Origin of the sequence: Algoriphagus sp. UBA3586 (genome assembly GCF_002376385.1) — a bacterium.
Classification (GTDB): domain Bacteria; phylum Bacteroidota; class Bacteroidia; order Cytophagales; family Cyclobacteriaceae; genus Algoriphagus; species Algoriphagus ornithinivorans.
Window position 1 is genome coordinate 27,873 of record NZ_DFMT01000050.1, and the last position, 19,830, is coordinate 47,702.

At 41.1% G+C, this 19,830-nt stretch carries 11 protein-coding genes; all 11 read left to right on the forward strand.

Annotation, left to right across the window (positions count from 1 at the left end):
- Positions 1 to 12 precede the first annotated feature (12 nt).
- The 11 genes from B2906_RS18210 (at position 13) to sprA (ending at position 19,786) form a co-directional block, all read left to right on the forward strand.
- Positions 13 to 1,512 carry a lipopolysaccharide biosynthesis protein gene (locus B2906_RS18210; protein WP_219956490.1) on the forward strand — a complete coding sequence of 500 codons (1,500 nt, stop codon included), beginning with the start codon at positions 13 to 15 and terminating at the stop codon, positions 1,510 to 1,512.
- A gap of 125 nt (positions 1,513 to 1,637) precedes the next feature.
- The gene (locus tag B2906_RS18215) at positions 1,638 to 3,365 is read left to right on the forward strand and encodes a tetratricopeptide repeat protein (RefSeq protein ID WP_219956491.1); all 1,728 of its coding nucleotides are present in this window, start codon (positions 1,638 to 1,640) and stop codon (positions 3,363 to 3,365) included.
- A gap of 25 nt (positions 3,366 to 3,390) precedes the next feature.
- Positions 3,391 to 4,098: a DUF4292 domain-containing protein gene (locus tag B2906_RS18220; RefSeq protein WP_286942189.1), complete on the forward strand. Its 708-nt coding sequence runs from the start codon at positions 3,391 to 3,393 to the stop codon at positions 4,096 to 4,098.
- Between the two features lie 7 nt (positions 4,099 to 4,105).
- The gene (locus tag B2906_RS18225; protein ID WP_144604247.1) at positions 4,106 to 5,347 is read left to right on the forward strand and encodes a murein hydrolase activator EnvC family protein; all 1,242 of its coding nucleotides are present in this window, start codon (positions 4,106 to 4,108) and stop codon (positions 5,345 to 5,347) included.
- Between the two features lie 110 nt (positions 5,348 to 5,457).
- On the forward strand, positions 5,458 to 5,655 hold the full coding sequence (gene tatA / locus B2906_RS18230; protein ID WP_091649576.1) for a twin-arginine translocase TatA/TatE family subunit: 198 nt from the start codon (positions 5,458 to 5,460) through the stop codon (positions 5,653 to 5,655).
- Between the two features lie 19 nt (positions 5,656 to 5,674).
- On the forward strand, positions 5,675 to 7,102 hold the full coding sequence (gene gatA / locus B2906_RS18235) for an Asp-tRNA(Asn)/Glu-tRNA(Gln) amidotransferase subunit GatA (RefSeq protein WP_144604246.1): 1,428 nt from the start codon (positions 5,675 to 5,677) through the stop codon (positions 7,100 to 7,102).
- A 10-nt stretch (positions 7,103 to 7,112) separates the two neighbouring features.
- Positions 7,113 to 8,516 carry a LysM peptidoglycan-binding domain-containing protein gene (locus B2906_RS18240; RefSeq protein WP_286942198.1) on the forward strand — a complete coding sequence of 468 codons (1,404 nt, stop codon included), beginning with the start codon at positions 7,113 to 7,115 and terminating at the stop codon, positions 8,514 to 8,516.
- A 138-nt stretch (positions 8,517 to 8,654) separates the two neighbouring features.
- Positions 8,655 to 9,752: a DUF4837 family protein gene (locus B2906_RS18245; protein ID WP_091649569.1), complete on the forward strand. Its 1,098-nt coding sequence runs from the start codon at positions 8,655 to 8,657 to the stop codon at positions 9,750 to 9,752.
- 21 nt (positions 9,753 to 9,773) lie between these two features.
- Positions 9,774 to 12,044 (forward strand): NADP-dependent malic enzyme, encoded by a 2,271-nt coding sequence (locus tag B2906_RS18250; RefSeq protein ID WP_144604245.1) that lies wholly within the window; start codon positions 9,774 to 9,776, stop codon positions 12,042 to 12,044.
- Positions 12,041 to 12,637, forward strand: coding sequence for a Holliday junction branch migration protein RuvA (gene ruvA / locus B2906_RS18255; RefSeq protein ID WP_091649564.1), 597 nt, complete (start codon positions 12,041 to 12,043; stop codon positions 12,635 to 12,637). Before B2906_RS18250 ends, ruvA begins: the two co-directional genes overlap by 4 nt.
- 207 nt (positions 12,638 to 12,844) lie before the next feature.
- On the forward strand, positions 12,845 to 19,786 hold the full coding sequence (sprA, locus tag B2906_RS18260) for a cell surface protein SprA (RefSeq protein WP_286942255.1): 6,942 nt from the start codon (positions 12,845 to 12,847) through the stop codon (positions 19,784 to 19,786).
- Positions 19,787 to 19,830: the final 44 nt, after the last annotated feature.

Here is a 19,830-nt window from a genome sequence, read left to right on the forward strand (position 1 = left end):
CCCTGACTCCCCATGAGTAATTTAAAAAAACTGGCCGGGCAAACCGCGATTTATGGACTGAGCAGCATTTTGGGCCGGTCCATTAATTTTTTACTGATCATCGTATACACCCAGTATCTCAGCAAGGAATCGCTGGGTTCATTTACAAGCATCTATGCGCTAATCGGTTTTATGAATATCGTTTTCACTTACGGAATGGAAACGAGCTTTTTTCGATTTGCCACAGGAAAAAATCTTGATTCCCATCGAGTTTATTCCAACAGCCAATCTTTACTCATTTTATCCACCTTATTATTGGGTTCGGGGCTTTATTTATTGGCTCCTTTCTTAGCTGATTGGATGGACTATCCCGGGCAAGCCTATTTATTCAGGTGGACTGCCTTGATTTTATCCTTCGATGCAATTTTAGCAATTCCATTTGCCAAACTTCGGTTGGACAACAAAGCTATTTCCTTCGCCTCTGCCAAGCTGATCAATATATTTCTCAATGTTGCGCTCAACATTGTCCTTATCATCTTATTTCCTCAATGGATCGAATCGGGTCTGATTTCCGATGGGTTCTTAGGATATAGGTTGGACTGGGGAGTGGAATATATTCTGCTTGCCAATCTCTTCGCCAATGGATTGATTATTCCTTTTGTTTGGTGGAAAGCGGGTCTTTTTTCTTTTCGACTGGAAAAAACAATACTTCAACCCATGTGGAATTATGCCCTACCCTTGCTTTTCATGGGTTTGGCTGGAGTAACCAATGAACTCGTTTCCCGATTATTGTTTGAATACATACTGCCGGAAAATTTCTACCCTGGATTGAGCAGCCGGGGAGCTGGAGGTGTTTTTGGAGCGAATTTCAAATTAGCGATCTTAATGAACCTGGTAATTCAGGCTTTTAAATACGCGGCAGAACCATTTTTCTTCAGGGAATCAGAAAACAAAAACTCTGCGGCCATCTATGCAAAAGTGATGCATGCTTTTATAATTTTCTGCAGTCTGCTGATGATTGCTATTTCTGTGAATTTATTCTGGCTCGGCCCAATGGTGCTTCGAAGTTCCGGTTATGAAGCAGGTCTATTTATTGTACCCATTTTATTGATGGGCTACTTGTTGCTGGGCATTTACTTCAACTTGTCCATTTGGTTTAAAGTCACTGATCAAACCAAGTACAGCTTTTGGATCACTCTGGCTGGAGCCTTGGTCAGCATTTTGGTAGTTTGGATTTTTGTCCCGATTTATGGGTACATGGGCGGAGCAATGAGTACCCTACTCTGCTACCTTCTGATGTGTATTCTTTGCTTTTATTTTGGGCAGAAATATTACCCCATCCCCTATCAAACGGGCAAAGGACTCTTTTACCTGATATTGGCTTTCGGCTTAAGTTACGGAGGATTCTATCTGAGCACGGATAATTCGGTTTTAGACTTTTTCATCAAAAATGCACTCATCATCCCATTTGCAGTTTTAATTTTCATTTGGGAAAAAGAAACGTTAAAAAACCTTGTAAAAAGGAGAGGCTAGAAAATTCGGGATCATTTTTTGCAAAAATTTGTTTGACAAGAGAAATCCAGAGAAAACCCGCTTTCTCTTAAGCCTTTTCGTAAAAGGCATTATGTTTGTGTTTTGATCCCATTATCCTATTATCCGTGAGTTCCAAGAAATTCCTAATTCTATATATTTCCCTATCCCTGTTTGCTTGGGATGGCTTTAGCCAGCAAAAGCTCTCCAAAAAAGAGCGCAAGCAGCAAAAAAACGAAGCTTTGGCCAGTAGATATTTTATCGAAGGCACCAAGCAGATGAATCTGGGTGATTTGGAGAAAGCCTTTTTTTACCTGCAAAAATCCGAGGAATTGAGTCCGGATGAACCTGCAATCAACTATAAAATTGCAGAGGTTTACACCAGAGCGAATCAGCCAGAAAAGGCTCTTCCATTTGCTCTCAAGGCTGTGGAACTGGACGATGAAAATAAGTACTATGCCTTGATGGTTGCTGAAATCTACACCAACCTTAAGCAACCTTTAAAAGCTGCTGATATCTTGGACAGGCTGACTGCCGATGGGGAGAGCAACCAGCAGTACAACCTGGATTTAGCCTCCATTCTATTGAATGCCGGTGAATTCGACAAAGCATTGGTAGTATTGGACAGAGCTGAGGAATATTATGGAATCATGGAGCCAATAACGGTTCAAAAACAAAGAATCTACCTCAGAAACAACAATTTAGCAAAGGCAATAGAAGAAGGAGAACGTCTAATCGAAGCCAGACCAGGAAATCCAAATTATGTCTTAGGCTTGGTAGAAATTCTTTACAATAACAATCTGGTAGATGATGCGCTAAATCTGGTCAATGAGGAAATCAGCAAATATCCCAATCAGCCAGAATTACAAATGGCTGCCCATTCTTTGTTAAAAGAGAAAGGTCAGATTCAAAAATCAAATGAATATCTCATTCGCGCATTTGCCAGTCCAGACTTGGATCCTGAAGTAAAATCCAGGGCTTTCGTTTCTATCCTCAATGAATTCAAAACTCCTGAAAGAGAAATCTTGCTTGATAGCTTAGCTGGTTTTATGATCAAAACAGAGCCCGCAAACGCTGCAATATTTGAAGCTTTGGGAGAAAGAGAGGCAAAAAACGGAAAGCAGGAAGAAGCAAGAAATTACTTTAAGCGCTCCTTAGATCTCAACGCAAAGAATGCCAAACTCCTTGAGCAAATCATCCTAGGTTCTTTTGGAGAAAACCCGGATTTCCGGGAGGCAGAAAAATACACTACTATGGGTGTGGATGAATTCCCTAAAAATCCTGAATTCTGGTTTTACGATGGGATAGTGAAATCTGCTGTGAAAAAAGATTCTGCTGCCGTTGAATCTCTAAATAAAGCTATTGAACTTAATGCCAACAAAAATCCTCAATTGGATCAGGTAGCTTTTGGCTCTTTGGCTAGCTCCCTTTATAACCTTGGGAAAAAGGATTCAGCATTTCAGTTTTTTGAAAAAGCCTTAGTGCTCAACCCCAATGATGAACAAGTCCTAAATAATTACGCCTATTTTCTCTCTTTGGAAAAAAAGGATTTGGAAAAGGCCAAGACCATGTCTGAAAAAGTAATTAAGAAATTTCCAGACAATGGCACTTTTTTGGATACGTACGCATGGGTATTGTTTCAATTAGGGGATTATGAGGGAGCTAAGAAATACATGGCTCAAGCCTTAGAATTCGAAAGCAAGCCTAGCGGAGTTATGTTGGAGCATTATGGAGATATTCTCTACCATTTAGGAGACAAAAACGAAGCGATTTCATTTTGGAAAAAAGCAGCCGACAGTCCGGAGGCTTCTGAAAAATTACCTTTGAAAATAAAAGAAGGAAAATACCATGAGTAGACTTTTGAAAATCTTTTTTCTGGGAATGGCAGTGATTTTTTTGAATGCCTGTTCCAAAAAGGTCATCCCTTTTGAGTCAGATGGAAAAATGAGTGAATTCGCTCCATCCTATGCTGAATATGATTTTATCAATGCCAAGGCAAAGGTCATCATTGAAGAAGAATCCGGAAAAATCACCCGGGGTACTTTAAGCTTGAGAGCAAAAAAGGACAGTGTGCTTTGGTTTACAATTTCTCCGGGAATGGGCATGGAAGCAGTTCGGGGATTGATTACCAATGATAAAATTCAGATCAAAGACCGAATCGGAAAGGAAGATATTAATTTGACTTTCGCGGAATTTGAAAATTTCTACGGACTGAGTCTATCACTGGATTTATTTCAAAACATGTTTTGGGCAAATCCCCCTCATCCTTTTGATTACCAGGATCGATTAGTTCGAGTTGGAAAGTCCTTTGAGTTAACTCAGGTACGAGAACAGGTCCGCTACTTTAGCAAGGTGGACGTGAATGTCGCAAAGGTTTCTGAATTGGTCAGCAATTCCTTGGATGACAGGGGAAGTTTACTGGCTAGCTATGCTTCTTTTCAGGATGTAAATGGTCAGGCTTTTCCATCGGAAGTGCTTTATAAATTGGCTTACAAGCTTCCGGAAGGAAGTCAGAACACCATCATTAATTTGGAATGGGTGTCCATCAACCCACAGTCAGAACCTTTGAGTTTCCCATTTAGATTTTAGAATCAGCATGCGTCAGCAGTTCGTTGTAGTAATTACTCTTGTTCTTTTAGCCTTTTTCTCAATGGAGGCTCTTGCTCAAACGAGCAAAACCCGGGAGGAATTGGAAAGGGAAAAAGCCGAAGTTCAGGCCAAATTGCGGGAGTTTGATGCAATTCTTAAGCAAACCGCAGCTACTAAAAAGAATACGATTGGGGAGCTAAACGCGATCACGCAGCAGTTTCAGACCCAAAACCGCTTGGTCAATACACTAGACCGGGAAGTAAAACTCCTGAATCAAGAAATCTCCACCACAGAAAGCAGAATTGCCAGCTTAGAACAGCAACTCAAAGACCTTAAAGCCGAATATGGAAGAATGGTCTACAATGCTTCCAAGTTGAATAGAAGCTTATCCATTGTAGCTTTCGTTTTTAGTTCCTCAAGTTTCAATCAACTGTATATGCGATTGAAATACCTCAAGCAATATTCTGATAGCAGAAAACAACAGGCCGAACAAATTCAAAAAGTAGCAGCAGAACTGGCGGAAATCAGAGTTGAATTAGATCTGAGAAAGTCAGACAAGGAAAAAGTATTGGCTGAGGAAAGGTTGGAAAGAGCCAAACTAGAGGAACTCCGAAAGGAACAGCAGACCATGGTCAATACACTGACCAGGAAAGAAACTTCCATTAAGAGGCAGATAACTGCTACCAAAAAGCAGCAACAGCAGTTGGAATCCATGATCAGAAAGGCAATTGAGGATGAAATCCGTCTTGCAGAAGCTGCTGCCAGAAAAGAAAACAGTAAAGCCACCAAATCAGCTGGAAGCAGCATGCCGATGACTCCGGAAGTAGCTGCGCTTTCCAGTTCTTTTGCAGGAAATAAAGGCAGACTTCCATGGCCTGTAGAAACAGGGTTTGTAACCCAGACATTTGGTGATAATCCACACCCGACTTTGAAAGGTATCACAGTGCCGAGTGATGGATTGAACATTCGTACCCAACCCAACTCTAATGTGAGAACGGTATTCGATGGAACAGTAGCCAAAGTAGCCTCCATGCCGGGCTATGGGGAAACGGTATTGATCAAGCACGGAGAGTATTATACCTTATATAGCAAGCTTAAGTCCGTTTCTGTAAAATCAGGTCAAACTGTCAAAGCAAAAGACGTAATTGGTACTGTTGCTACGGATGCAAACGGCGAAGCTGAAGTTCATTTCCAGACTTGGAAAGGTCTTCAAAAAATGGATCCAGCCACCTGGATCACATCGAAATAGCTATAAAATTCGTATATTCAAGAAAAAGATTCATAGAGTCGCAAAGCTTCTTTGTCTAAGCCGATGACAGTTATATCTTTGTGACCACATTTACCCTAAACAAATTAATCATGACAACATTGGGTTTTATTCAAAACATGGGCGGTGGCTCGATCATTTTGATCATCTTGGTCATTCTCCTATTATTTGGAGCAAAAAGAATCCCTGAATTAGCAAGAGGCCTAGGCCGCGGAATCAGAGAATTCAAAGATGCTACCAAGGATATTCAAAACGATCTCGAAGAGGGACTGAAAGACAAGAAAAAGTAATCCCTTAAGCCAATAAGCTTTGGAACGATTCATTTCATTCGAGGAAATCAAAAAATCGCTCGATAAAAAAGAGACTGATTGTCAGACGATTGTCGGTCATTATTTACAAAACATTCAGACGAAGGCGCATCTCAACGCCTTCGTCGAAGTTTATGAGCAATCCTCTTTAGAAAAAGCCAAGCAAATCGATGAGAAAATTGCCTTAGGAAAAGCGGGGAAACTTGCTGGGATGGTAATTGGTATCAAAGATGTATTGTGCTATGAAGGACATGAATCCAACGCTTCCTCAGCAATACTCAAGGGCTTCGAAGCCCAATTCACCTCCACAGCAGTTCAGAGACTCATACAGGAAGACGCCATCATCATAGGCCGTCTCAATTGTGATGAATTTGGAATGGGAAGTTCCAATGAAAACTCTGTCCATGGCAAAGTTCTTAATGCTCAAGACGAATCCCGCGTACCGGGAGGATCCTCAGGGGGGTCTGCAGTAGCTGTACAGGCGAATTTATGCACAGCTTCACTGGGAACAGATACCGGCGGTTCCGTTCGTCAACCTGCAGCATTCACAGGAGTTATAGGCATGAAGCCTACCTATTCCAGAATTTCAAGATGGGGTTTGATTGCTTATGCCTCCTCTTTCGATACAATTGGTATTTTTTCAAAGTCTGTAAAAGACAATGCCCTGATCATGGAGGTCATTGCCGGCCATGATGAGTTTGATAATACCTCCTCGAGAAAACCAATTTTCCCTTACTCTCAATTATTACATTTCGAGAAAAAGGCTAAAGTAGCTTACCTGAAAGAGACTATTGAGTCACCTGCACTACAGCCGGAAATTAAAGAGCAAACTCTCAAAGTACTGGATCAACTTAGGGAAGAAGGTCATGAGGTAGAAGAGGTTAGCTTCCCTTTGCTAGACTACATTCTTCCTACTTATTACATTTTAACCACAGCAGAAGCCAGCTCCAATCTTTCCCGTTTTGATGGGGTAAAATACGGTTACCGCAGTCCCAATGCTCATAATTTGGAAAGCATGTATAAACTGACCAGAACGGAGGGATTCGGGGAAGAAGTGAAAAGACGGATCATGTTGGGAACTTTTGTCCTCAGCGCCAGTTATTATGATGCGTACTTCACTAAAGCACAGAAAGTCAGAAGATTAATTAAAGAATATACTGAAAATCTTTTGCAGGATTTTGATTATATTTTGTTGCCGACTACGCCATCTACTGCTTTCAAATTTGGTGAGCATAGTGATGATCCTGTTGCCATGTATTTAGAAGACTTATTTACTGTGCAAGCATCCGTGTCAGGTGTTCCGGCTATCTCCATTCCAAATGGAAGAGATAAAAATGGCATGCCAATTGGACTACAAGTCATTGCAAATTCGTTTAAAGAAGCGGAGCTTTATGCATTTAGTAATTATCTAACTCAATTAACCGACTAAACCCATTCTCATGATGAAAAAGACTTTGTTCAGAACAATCACACTTTCAGTTTTTTCTTGTTTGATTTTCCTGACAAATGCTTATTCACAGGACGATGAGCTTATTGCTGCTGCTCCCTTTTCAGAAGATGATGTGCAGCCAAATTATCATTATGAATACATTCCTGACTTCACATACGATCAGATAGATAAGCGAATTAAGGCAATGAAAACCGATATGCCTTTTGAGCTGAATGATAGAATTTTTTCATTTATCCAATATTTCACGGTTAGAAATAGAGATTACACCAAAATGGTTTTGGCCAGAAAAGATCTCTTTTTCCCACTTTTTGATGCAACCATGCGCAAGCATGATATGCCTGAAGAAATAAAATACCTCTCCATCATAGAGTCGGGTTTGGATCCTCAGATTAGATCTAGGGTTGGGGCCATGGGCTTGTGGCAATTTATGCCAGCCACTGGAAGAATGTATGGAATGGATGTCAATCCTTATGTGGATGATCGCATGGATCCTGAAATGTCCACTGATGCGGCGGCAAAATACTTGAAGTCCTTGTATAGAATGTTTGGAGATTGGGAAGTAGCCATGGCTGCTTACAATTGTGGTCCCGGCAATGTAAGAAAAGCCATCAGACGATCAGGAGGAAAAAAGACATTCTGGGAAATTTACAATTACCTACCAAGAGAAACCCGCGGATACGTACCGCAGTTTCAGGCTATGCTGTACATCTTAAATCATTTGGAAGAACATAACTTTCATCTTGAAGAGCCTACCTACTCCCCTGCATATGAAAAAATCAGGTTTGATCGGGTAATGACACTGGATAAGCTGGCTGAATTGACCAACCTCTGTATCCCTGATTTGGAGAAGTTGAATCCTTCCATCAAAACCAGACAAATTCCGGAAGCCAATAGAAGCATGGCGATCCGAATCCCAAAATCGAAAGCCCTTTTTGTAAAGGAAAATCTGGCTTGGATCAGTGATTCTTTGGGTAATGCACCCCTAGATTTGGCCGCTGGAGATAAACTTATAGTACAGTCTGTGGAATCTATAGCAGAGGAAATCCAGAGAAATGGAATTACCTATCGAGTAAGATCTGGAGATGTTTTAGGAACAATTGCCAGTAGACATGGTGTGACAGTTTCTCAAATCCGAGCTTGGAATGGGATTTCCGGCAACTTGATCCGCGTCGGACAAACCCTTACACTCTACACCTCTTCGGTTTCCAACTCAGGAGGAATAGCACAGGCAAGTACCAATTCAAATGGACAAAGAACTTACACAGTGCAGCCAGGAGATTCCCTTTGGATTATTTCTAAGAGACATGCAAACCTAACAGTGGAGCAGCTCAAACGCCTGAATAATTTGAATTCAAACAATATCAAGCCAGGTCAAAAACTTATCATCGGATAATACAATTTTGATATCAGGGGCTTGAAAGCTCCGGAAACTGTTAATTTTTTTTAACAAAGGCCAAAAGATGGGCTTGCATTCAGGTTTCCGATTGGAAAGTATTTATTTTGAATCTCCCAAGAATCAAACCAAATCTGAATGAAAACCCTTTCACAAATTATAGGAATTCTTTTGCTAGGAACTTTATTGATTTCCTGCTCAAGCGAAGGAAGCAATTCCAACAGTACCAAACCTAAAGCCCGGGGTTCTATCGGGGAAATCATCTTAGTAATAGATTCTGCCAAGTATGCAGGACCTGTTGGAGATGCATTAAAAGACATTTTTGAGGCAGACTTGCCAGGCATGGTAAGATCTGAGAGCAAGTTCAAAGTAAACACCGTGGATCCACGAGCAATGACCAGAATGCTCAAAATGTCCACTAACCTCATTTATGTAACCACTTTTGATGATAGAGGCTCATCTTCTCAGGTAATCAATGCTCAGTTTTCAAAAGAGTCCAAAGAAAAGGCCCTGAATGACCCTTCATTATATTCCTTAAGAGTTGAGGATGAATATGCAGTTGGTCAGGAGGTATTATACCTTTTTGGAAATACGGAAGAGCAACTGGTAAAAAATCTAAAAAAGAACGGAGATAGATTACAGAACCTTTTCGAGGTAAGAGAAAGAGGCAGATTGGAAAAAATCATCCTAGCCAGAAAAAATACAGCTGCCAATGCAGAGGCAGAGAAAAACTTAGGGATACAGATCAATATTCCCGCTTCTTACCAAGTTGCCAAGTCTGTTCCTAACTTTTTATGGGTAAGACAGCCAACCCCTACCGCCAATCGTGCAGATATCAGCCTGTTTTTTCATGTAGAAGATTATGTCTCAGAAGAGCAGACTTTTCCGGAAAACATCCTGAAAATCAGAGACTCAGTAGCAAGAAATCATATTTTTGGCGATCCTGACGATCCTACCTCTTATGTAGTAACTGAAAAACAAATCGTTCCAGCTTTCCGAAACATGGTGATAAATGATAATTTTACCACCGAAATAAGGGCTTCTTGGAAGACCAACAACATCAGTATGGGCGGTTCTTACCTGGGTTATCTCATGGTTGATGAGAAAAAGGGTAAATTATACTACATTGAAGGCTTTGTATTTTATCCCAATGAAGTTCATCGGGACGCCCTTCGTGAAATTGAAACCATTTTGCTCAATACAGATGTAAGCTGGATTCCGGATCAAGGGGCCTAAAACCCAAATAATTCGGCTTATATGGCAATTAAAATTCGCAAGGAGGACGCACTAAATTATCACACTCAAGGTTCTCCCGGGAAAATTGAAGTAATCCCGTCCAAACCCCTTTCCAGTCAAATGGACTTGGCTTTGGCTTATTCTCCAGGAGTAGCTGAACCATGTAAGGAAATTGAGGCTGATGTAGAAAATGTCTACAAATACACGGCTAAAGGAAATCTTGTCGCTGTCATCTCAAACGGTACTGCGGTGCTGGGATTGGGAGATATTGGGCCAGAGGCTTCCAAACCGGTAATGGAAGGAAAAGGCGTTCTTTTTAAAAAATTCGCAGGAATTGACGTTTTTGACATAGAGATCAATGAAAAGGATCCAAAAAAATTAATCGAAATTATCCGATCCTTAGAGCCTACTTTCGGGGGAGTCAACCTGGAAGATATCAAGGCTCCTGAATGCTTTGAAATCGAGCAGACTCTTAAGCGGGAAATGAACATTCCTGTCATGCACGATGATCAGCATGGAACAGCAATTATTTCCGGAGCTGCACTTCTCAACGCTTTGGAAATAGTTGAAAAAGATATTTCCGAAATCAAGTTGGTGGTAAATGGTGCTGGAGCATCAGCTGTTTCCTGTACCCGATTCTACATGTCATTGGGCGTGAAGCGTGAAAACTTGGTGATGTGTGACAAAGAAGGTGTAATCCGTCAGGATAGACCAGAATTGGATGATATCAAAAAAGAATTTGCTACCCATAGAGACTTGCGCACTTTGAGTGACGCACTCGCAGGAGCAGATGTATTTTTAGGTCTTTCGGCAGGTAATATTGTATCCCAGGACCAAATCAAATTGATGGCAGCAAATCCAATTGTATTTGCGCTAGCCAACCCTGATCCGGAAATTGCCTATGATTTGGCAATTGAAGCTAGAGAGGATGTGATCATGGCTACTGGCCGATCTGACCATCCTAATCAGGTAAATAACGTATTGGGATTCCCATATATCTTCAGAGGAGCCTTGGATGTAAGGTCCACCGCCATCAATGAAGAAATGAAATTGGCAGCTGCTAAAGCAATCGCCAAGTTGGCGAAGGAGCCAGTTCCAGATATCGTGAACAAGGCTTATGGTGAAAGTAAACTAGGGTTTGGTCGATTCTATTTGATTCCAAAACCACTTGATCCAAGACTAATCACCACTATTGCACCGGCAGTAGCTAAGGCGGCAATGGACTCAGGAGTTGCTAAGAATCCAATTAAAGATTGGGCTGCTTACGAACTGGAACTACAGGAAAGAATTGGTATCGATCAGAGATTGATGTCAGTGGTTATTTCCAGAGCTAAGAAAGATCCTAAGAAAGTCGTATTCGCAGAAGCCGATAACCGCAAAATATTGAAGGCTGCCCAGATCATTCGGGATGAGAAAATAGCCAACCCGATATTGCTTGGTAACAGAGCTAAAATCTTGACTTTGATCGAGGAAAACTCATTAGATCTGCAAAATGTAACCATCATTGATCCATTGGAGGAAAGCGAGAAACTTTCTCAGTTTGCTGATATTCTATATAAAAAACGTCAGAGAAAAGGTATGACCTTGGCTGACGCTTCCAGACTGGTAACTCAAAGAAACTACTTTGGTGCCATGATGGTGGAAACTGGTTTGGCGGATGCATTCATCTCAGGTTTGACTAGAGATTATCCAAAAACCATTCTTCCATCACTTCATACAATTGGAGTTAAGGACAAAACCAAGAGAGTCGCCGGTATGTATATCATGAATACCGATAAAGGCCCTTACTTCTTTGCGGATGCAACAGTAAACCTGAATCCAACAGCGGAAGAATTGGTGGAAATCATTGGATTGACTGCAGACGCGGTTCGATTCTTCAATATTGAGCCTAGAGTTGCTGTTTTATCATACTCCAATTTTGGTTCAGCTAAAGGAGAAATCGCTGAGAAAATGGCAAAAGCAACAGCCATGGCAAAACAAAGATTCCCAGGCTTGATCATAGAAGGTGAAATGCAGGCAAACGTGGCTTTGAATGAAGAGATCCAAAGAGATGTTTATCCATTCTCCCAATTGATCAACAAAAAGGCCAATACCCTGATTTTCCCAGATTTGGGATCTGGAAATATCGCATACAAGCTTTTGGCTGAACTAGGAAATGCTGAAGCAATTGGGCCGATTTTGTTGGGTATGAACAAGCCTGTACATATTCTACAGTTAGGTAGTTCCATCCGAGAGATAGTCAACATGGTGGCTATAGCAGTAGTGGATGCACAAATTGCAGGTAGACCATGATAGATTATTTGAGAGGAAAACTGGTTTTCAAAGACCCTACCTATGTGATCATTGACGTAGGAGGAATTGGATATCACGTCAAAATTTCCCTTCAGACATACAGTAAAATCAAGGATGAGGAGCAAATCAGGCTCCTCACCTTTTTACATATTAAAGAAGACGCTCATACCCTCTACGGATTTAAAGAAGAGGATGAAAAGCGTCTTTTTTTATTGCTGATTTCTATCAATGGAGTAGGTCCAAATACCGGCTTAATGATTCTGTCATCTTTGAGCTCCGAAGAAATCGAACAGGCAATTTTAGCTGGTGATGTTGCTACCATTCAACATGTCAAAGGAATTGGTGCTAAGACCGCTCAGCGGATTATTCTTGAGTTGAAAGACAAAGTCAGCAAATCCGGATCAGATGTTTCTACTAGTTCTTTGGGATTTTTAAAATCAAGCAATAAATTACGTGAGGAGGCGTTACAAGCCTTAATTACTTTAGGTTTTCCAAAAGCGGCTGCGGAGAAAAATATCACTCAGGTGCTCAAAAAAACCACTGGAGAAATTTCTTTAGAAGATTTAATTAAAGCATCTTTAAAGACCACATAATTTAAACTTGGATTGAACTTTCGGAGGATACTGACTTTTTGCAGGGGAAGGTCTCGAGGCAGTTGGCCTGTTTGCTTCATCCTGTTTGGATTGTTTCTGAGTTTATCACCCACTCAGGCCCAACAAACAGAGGCCGACACGACACAGACTCGAATCGACTCACTCAACAAGAGACGAATGTCTCCCTCGTTTTTGCTTTGGCAAAACATGAGGACCAATCCTTTATTCCCCAGTAGGAACCCTTATTTACGTCCCTCCTCTCCTTTTTTACCGAGCCCCATCATTGATCAAAATGTAGAGGTCAAAATTGACTCTACCCTGAGATATAATATTGTAGATGAACTTGACAGTACCCGTGTTGGGAATGAACAAGAGTACGATTTTGACCAATTCTCAAAAATTCAGGAATATAAAGTCAGACAAGATTATTGGAGAAGCCGTGCTAGAGGTGGAGATGGAGAAAGTGCTGTAGAAGGAAGAGGATTGATACCTCCCCTGACAGTAAGTCCTAACTTTGACCGAATTTTTGGTGGCAGTGAAATCAACATCACTCCTACAGGTTACGTCAATCTGGATTTTGGAGCCATATTCAGAAGAATAGATAACCCTACACTTCCAATCAGGCAGCAGCGTAATGGGGGATTCAATTTTGATCAACAAATTCAAATGGCTGTCAATGGCTCTTTGGGTGAAAAAATGAAAATCGCCGCAAACTTTGACTCAAACAATTCCTTTGATTTCCAAAATCAAATGAAATTAGAGTTCAACGGCTTTGAAGAAGATATCATTCAGTCCATAGAAATCGGTAACGTTTCTATGCCGGTTCAAAATAGACTAATTCAGGGAGCTCAAAATCTATTTGGTGTTAAAACCCAAATGCAATTTGGTAGGCTAAACGTCACTGCTGTGGCATCCACTCAAAGAGGACGGAGGGATAATTTGGTGATCGATGCAAATGGTCAGGGGAGATCCTTTGAAATTCAGGCTTCCCGCTATGATGAAAACCGACACTTTTTCCTTTCTCACTTTTTTAGAGATAATTATGAGCGCTGGCTGAGAGGATTGCCTCAGGTCTTATCGGGAGTGAATATTACCAGAATTGAGGTGTATATCATGAACCGGGCAGCCAATACTGAAACCCTGAGGAATTTCGCTGCTTTCATGGATCTAGGCGAAGGACGCAGGCTTTTGAACCCAAATAATCCAAACGTAGGCCCGGGAGACCCTAATGCTCCGGCAGGAAACAGAGCTAATCAGCTTTTTGAAAATATTGCAAACAACCCATCCTTTAGACCTTTTGATACAGGTTCACGAGCTATTGAAAGTTCATTGGGGCTGAGAAAAGGTGTTGACTTCGAGCAAATCAACGGAGCCAGAAGACTGGAACAATCAGAGTATTTTTTCAATCCTCAATTAGGTTATATCTCACTTTTTAGAAGACTTCAAAATGACGAAGTCTTGGCTGTTTCTTACGAATACACCTATAATGGTCAGGTATACAAAGTCGGAGAACTAACGGAAGATTATCAGAACAGGCAGGAAGATGAGTTGATTTTCCTCAAATTATTAAGACCTGCAAGAATCAATACCCGAGTTCCAACCTGGGATTTGATGATGAAAAACGTCTATAGTCTCAATGCCAGTCAAATTTTGAGAGATGGCTTCCAACTTCAGGTGATCTATAGAGATGATAGAACAGGCTTGGACAACCCTTCCCTTTTAGAAGGCCAAAATGTAAAAGATGTCCCGCTGATTCGATTGACTGGCTTAGATAATCTCAATCCACAAAATGACCCGGCTCCAGATGGAAACTTTGATTTTGTAGAAGGACTAACGATGATTTCCAGTCGGGGACTTTTGATATTCCCCAAACTGGAACCTTTCGGCTCCAATCTTGCCTCCCAATTCCTTCCGAGTGAGGCGGTTTTGAGAGAAAAGTATGTTTACGATACGCTTTACGCTACCACCCAAGCAGATGCCGAGCTAGTTACTAGACTGAATAAATACTTTATCAAAGGTAGATTGACTGCAGGTTCGGCCAGTGAAATTCAGTTACCAGGACTGAATATTTCTCCTGGATCAGTCATTGTCATGGCTGGTAATATTCCTCTAACCGAGGGAGTGGACTTTACAATTGATTACAATGTAGGTCGACTTGTCATTATCAATAATGCGATTTTAGAATCCGGAAAGCAATTAAATATCAGCTTTGAAAAGGCAGATTTGGTTTCATTCCAGACACGAAGTTTGTTAGGTACCCGTTTGGATTACCTATTTAATGACAAGTTCAATGTTGGCGGTACATTCCTTTATCTGAATGAGAGGCCTAATGTCACCAGAATAGCTACCGGTAATGAGACTCTGAGGAATAGCCTTTGGGGATTGGATGCAAATTTCTCCGATGAGTCAAGATTCTTGACCAAGCTGGCTGATGCATTGCCATTTACTGATACCAAAGAAACATCCTTGGTTCAGATCAGTGGTGAGTTTGCGCATTTAATTCCAGGCACTTCCAACAGAGTCAATGGAGAACAAGCATCATATATTGACGATTTCGAAGCAGCAATCACTCCATTCAATTTGGGTGGCGCAGCGAACCAAAACTGGAAGCTAGCCTCCACTCCTGCCACTCCGGACAATAGATTTGATTTAAGCAATCAAACTGAAGATAATCTCGGAGCTGCTTATAGAAGAGCAAGAGTGGCTTGGTATAATATTGACAATATTTTCTACAGAGAAAATGGACCGGGAGTCCCTTCCAACATCACTCGGGAAGATCGCCGAAACCACTATGTCAGAAGAGTAGTTCCTCAGGAAATTTTCCCTCAACAGGATAGAGATGTGATCATCACACCTGAGCCGCTTTTTGAAATGGCCTATTTTCCAAGTGAAAGAGGGATGTATAATTACAACCCTAACTTAACTGCAGATGGACTTTTACCTAATCCGGAACTGAATTACGGAGGGGTAACGAGAGCCATTACCACGGAAGTGGATTTTGATAGAACCAATATAGAATATGTGGAATTCTGGCTTTTGGACCCATTTATTCAAGGTGAAAATGGACGAGTTCTGGATGGAATTTTCAATACCAATAACACCACGGGAGGAAAGCTATTCCTGAATTTGGGTGATATTTCTGAGGACATCATGAAAGATGGAAGCCATGCCTTTGAAAATGGATTGCCTGCAGATGGAGATCCTTCAGAAACCCGAATTAATGAATGGGGAAGAATTACAAGAAAACAGTTTTTGCTTCCGGCATTTGATAACTCTGAAACAGCCAGACAAAATCAGGATGTAGGATTGGATGGCTTAAAGAATGAAGATGAAGCCGCATTTTTCCAATCCAGGTTTTTGGATAGGTTGAGCGTAACTCCACAGGCTTTGAATCAAATCAGACAGGACGTTTCCGGAGATCTTTTTCAGTACTATTTGGACGAGCAGTTTGACCAAAACAATGTCAAAATCCTGGAGCGTTACAAGAAATTTAATGGTATGGAAGGAAACTCTCCAGTTACCGCCAACCAAAATTTACCTTACACCCCTTCAGGATCCAATAATCCTGACAATGAGGATTTAAATACCGATAATACCATCAACGAACTTGAAAATTATTACGAGTACGAAATAGACTTAAGACCAGGAAATCTGGAAGTAGGTCAAAACTATATCGTAGACAAAGTAACCCATACTGAGGCTGGAGAAACTGTGAATTGGTATCTCTTTAGAATTCCGGTTCGCCAGCCTGACCGCACACAGGGTGATATCACAGGATTCAAGTCTATTCGATGGATGCGTACCTATTTGACAGGGTTTAGTCAGCCAGTTGTACTTCGTATGGCTAATTTTAGAATGATTGGAAGTCAATGGAGGGTATTCCAGGAATCTCTTTTTGAGAGAGGATTTTTTGAAATTCCTGAGCCAGACAATTCCAATGTCACTGTGGATGTGGTAGGGATTGAGGAAAATTCGCAGGGAAGTGATACCCAAAGCCCTTATGTACTTCCTCCAGGAATTGTCAGAGACAGAGACAATACTTCCACTGTGGAGAGAAGATTGAATGAGCAGTCTTTGAGAGTTTGCGTGGAAGATTTAGCAGCCCGAGATGCCCGTGCAGTATTTAAAAATGTCACTTTGGATTTGGTTCAGTTTGAGCGAATCAAAATGTTCTTCCACGCGGATAGTGAAGATGCTTTGGATGGTGAATTGACGGCATTCCTGAGAATTGGAACAGATTATACAGATAACTATTATGAGATAGAAGTCCCTTTGATCATTACTCCAAAGGGAACGAGAGATCCAAGGCAGATTTGGCCACTGGAAAACGAGATTGACATTGCCATTCAAGAAATCGTGGACGTAAAAATTGAGCGGGATAATATGAGAGTTCCGCTCAATCTCCCCTACTCTAAAACAGTAAGGCAATATAAAGTGACTGTGGTAGGTCGACCTGAACTGAATCAAACCCAAGGCAGCATGATTGGGGTGAGAAATCCAGGTACCGGAGTGGGAGGAAGTAGAAGTGTTTGTATTTGGGCAAATGAATTGAGAGTAACAGGATTTACCAAATCTAATGGCTGGGCTGCCAATGCTTATATCAATGCCAAAATTGCTGACTTGGCCGTGGTTTCGGCATCCATAAGACATAATAGCATTGGCTTTGGAGGGCTGGAAACCCGTCTTTCTCAAAGAGCTAGACAGGCTACTACTCAATACGATATTTCCACCAATGTCAATGTAGACAAGCTACTTCCAGAGCAATTGGGAGTCAGCATTCCTATGTATTTCAGTGTGGAAAATTCAACCACCCGACCTGAATATGACCCATTAAATCCTGATGTGCCATTTGAATTGGCACTGAGGAAATTTGAAACTGATGATGAACGGGATGAATACAGGCAAATTGCTTTGGATCAATTAATTCGAAAAAATATAAGTTTCAATAATGTCCGAAAACTCAAATCCAATCCTGAGGCTCCGGCACGTTTTTATGATATCAGTAATTTCTCCTTTTCCTACGCTGTAGGAATGGTATCTCAAACCAACGCACAAATACAGCAATACGATTTCAAAACGAACAGGGGAAATGTTACCTATTCTTATTCACCCAAGCCTCTGAATTTCGAGCCTTTCAAAAGCTCAGGAGCTCTCAACAAACCTTACTTATCATTGATCAAAGATTTCAATCTGAACCTTTCCCCAAGTCTGATACTTGCAAGGCTGGATGTAGATAGAAGATTCCTGAGATCACAATACAGAAATGATCAATTGAGTACCAGTGGTGTGGATCCTTTATTCCAAAAGTCATTTTTCATGAATAGGTTCTACACGTTGAATTGGGATTTGACCAAAAATCTAAGGGTGGATTATACCGGCACTGTGATGGCTGTCATCGATGAACCCCAGGGAGATTTGGACACACAGGAAAAGATAGACTCAGTCCGAACCAATTTTTGGAATTTTGGAAGAAGGACGAATTATAATCATACGGTCAATCTAAACTACACCATTCCATTCTCGAAGATACCTGCTCTAGATTGGGTGCGCTCAGATTACCGATACAATACCACTTATTCTTGGCTTACTGGAGCCATAGGCCAAAGAGATACCTTGGGAAATACTATTCAAAATACCCGTGAGCAAACTATCAACGGGAAATTGGATTTAGTACGACTTTACAACAAAAACAAAAAGCTTTCAGCGCTGAACGCTCCTGCGAGACCGAGCATACCTGGCAGAAATACTGTCAATGCTGAGGATACGATTGGAACCCCTTTTACCAATAAAATATTGAAGTTACTAATGATGGTGAAGGAAGTAACTTTCAATTATGGGGTGATTGAAGGAACCTTCCTCCCAGGTTATCTTCCCAATACAGGATTATTGGGAATGGACAGGGCCTTTACCAATCCTGGGTTAGCCTTCCTCTTTGGAAGCCAAGATCCTAGAATCAGAACAGAATTAGCCATGCGGGGAGTCATGGCTCCAAGCGCCGAGTTAACCCAACCTTTCAGGCAAAATAGAGCCGTAAACATGAGATTTGGGGCTTTGGTAAGGCCTGTTCGGGATTTCACGATTACACTGAATGCTGATAAACGGGAAGTTGGGGATTACCAAGAAATATTCAGGAACTCCATGGAGAATCCGGGTGAATATTTATCTATTAGTCCTACCAGAAACATGCAGTCTTATTCTGTGACTACTATACTTCTTGGGACTAGCTTCGCAAGAGATGATGAGCGAAACAACTCAGCTATTTTCAGTCAGTTCGAATCCAATAGAGCTATTTTCAAATCCAGACTGGATGCTGCCAATCCTGCTGCCGGAGAGTATGGAATTAATGGTCAGGATGTACTAGTACCATCTTTCTTGGCTGCCTATAAAGGAAAAGATCCAAATGAGTTTGATTTGAATCCATTCCCGAAAATCCCTGTCCCTAACTGGAGAGTCAATTATACCGGTTTGTCAAGACTGAAAGGCCTGAGTGATATTTTCAGCAGCATAAATATTTCCCACGGCTATGCCTCTACTTATGATGCCAGCAATTTCTCCAATTCATTGCAATACCAACAAGGACTGGAATTATTTAACAGTTTACAGCAAACCAGATTACCTAACGAGATCAATGATGAAGGACTATTTATCCCAATCTATGTCCTCAATCAGGTAGTGCTTTCAGAAAGATTTGCTCCATTGATTGGAGTTGACTTGCTAACCAAAAACAGATTGAATATTACAGTCAACTATAATAAGGAGCGGAATTTAGGTTTGAACTTCTCCAACGCGCAAGTCACAGAGCAGCGTTCCAATGATTTTGGTATCAACATAGGCTATATCAAATCAGGAATGAAGATTCCATTTAAAATACAGGGAAGAGAAACTATCCTCAAAAATGATTTGACGCTAAGAATGGATATGAAAGTTGTGGACACGAGACAGGTGCAAAGAAAAATTGAAGAGAGCAGCACTGTCACAAATGGAAACTTGAACATTCAGATCAGACCGACGATTGGCTATGTCATCAACCAAAACCTGAATCTGACTATTTATTTTGACCGAACTATCAATGATCCACGTGTAACCACTGCATTTAAGCGAGCTTCTACAGCCTTTGGTGGACAATTAAGATTTAATTTATCTCAATAGATTTTTTAAAGAAGGGAATCATCTTATTTTTGGACTCCCTTATA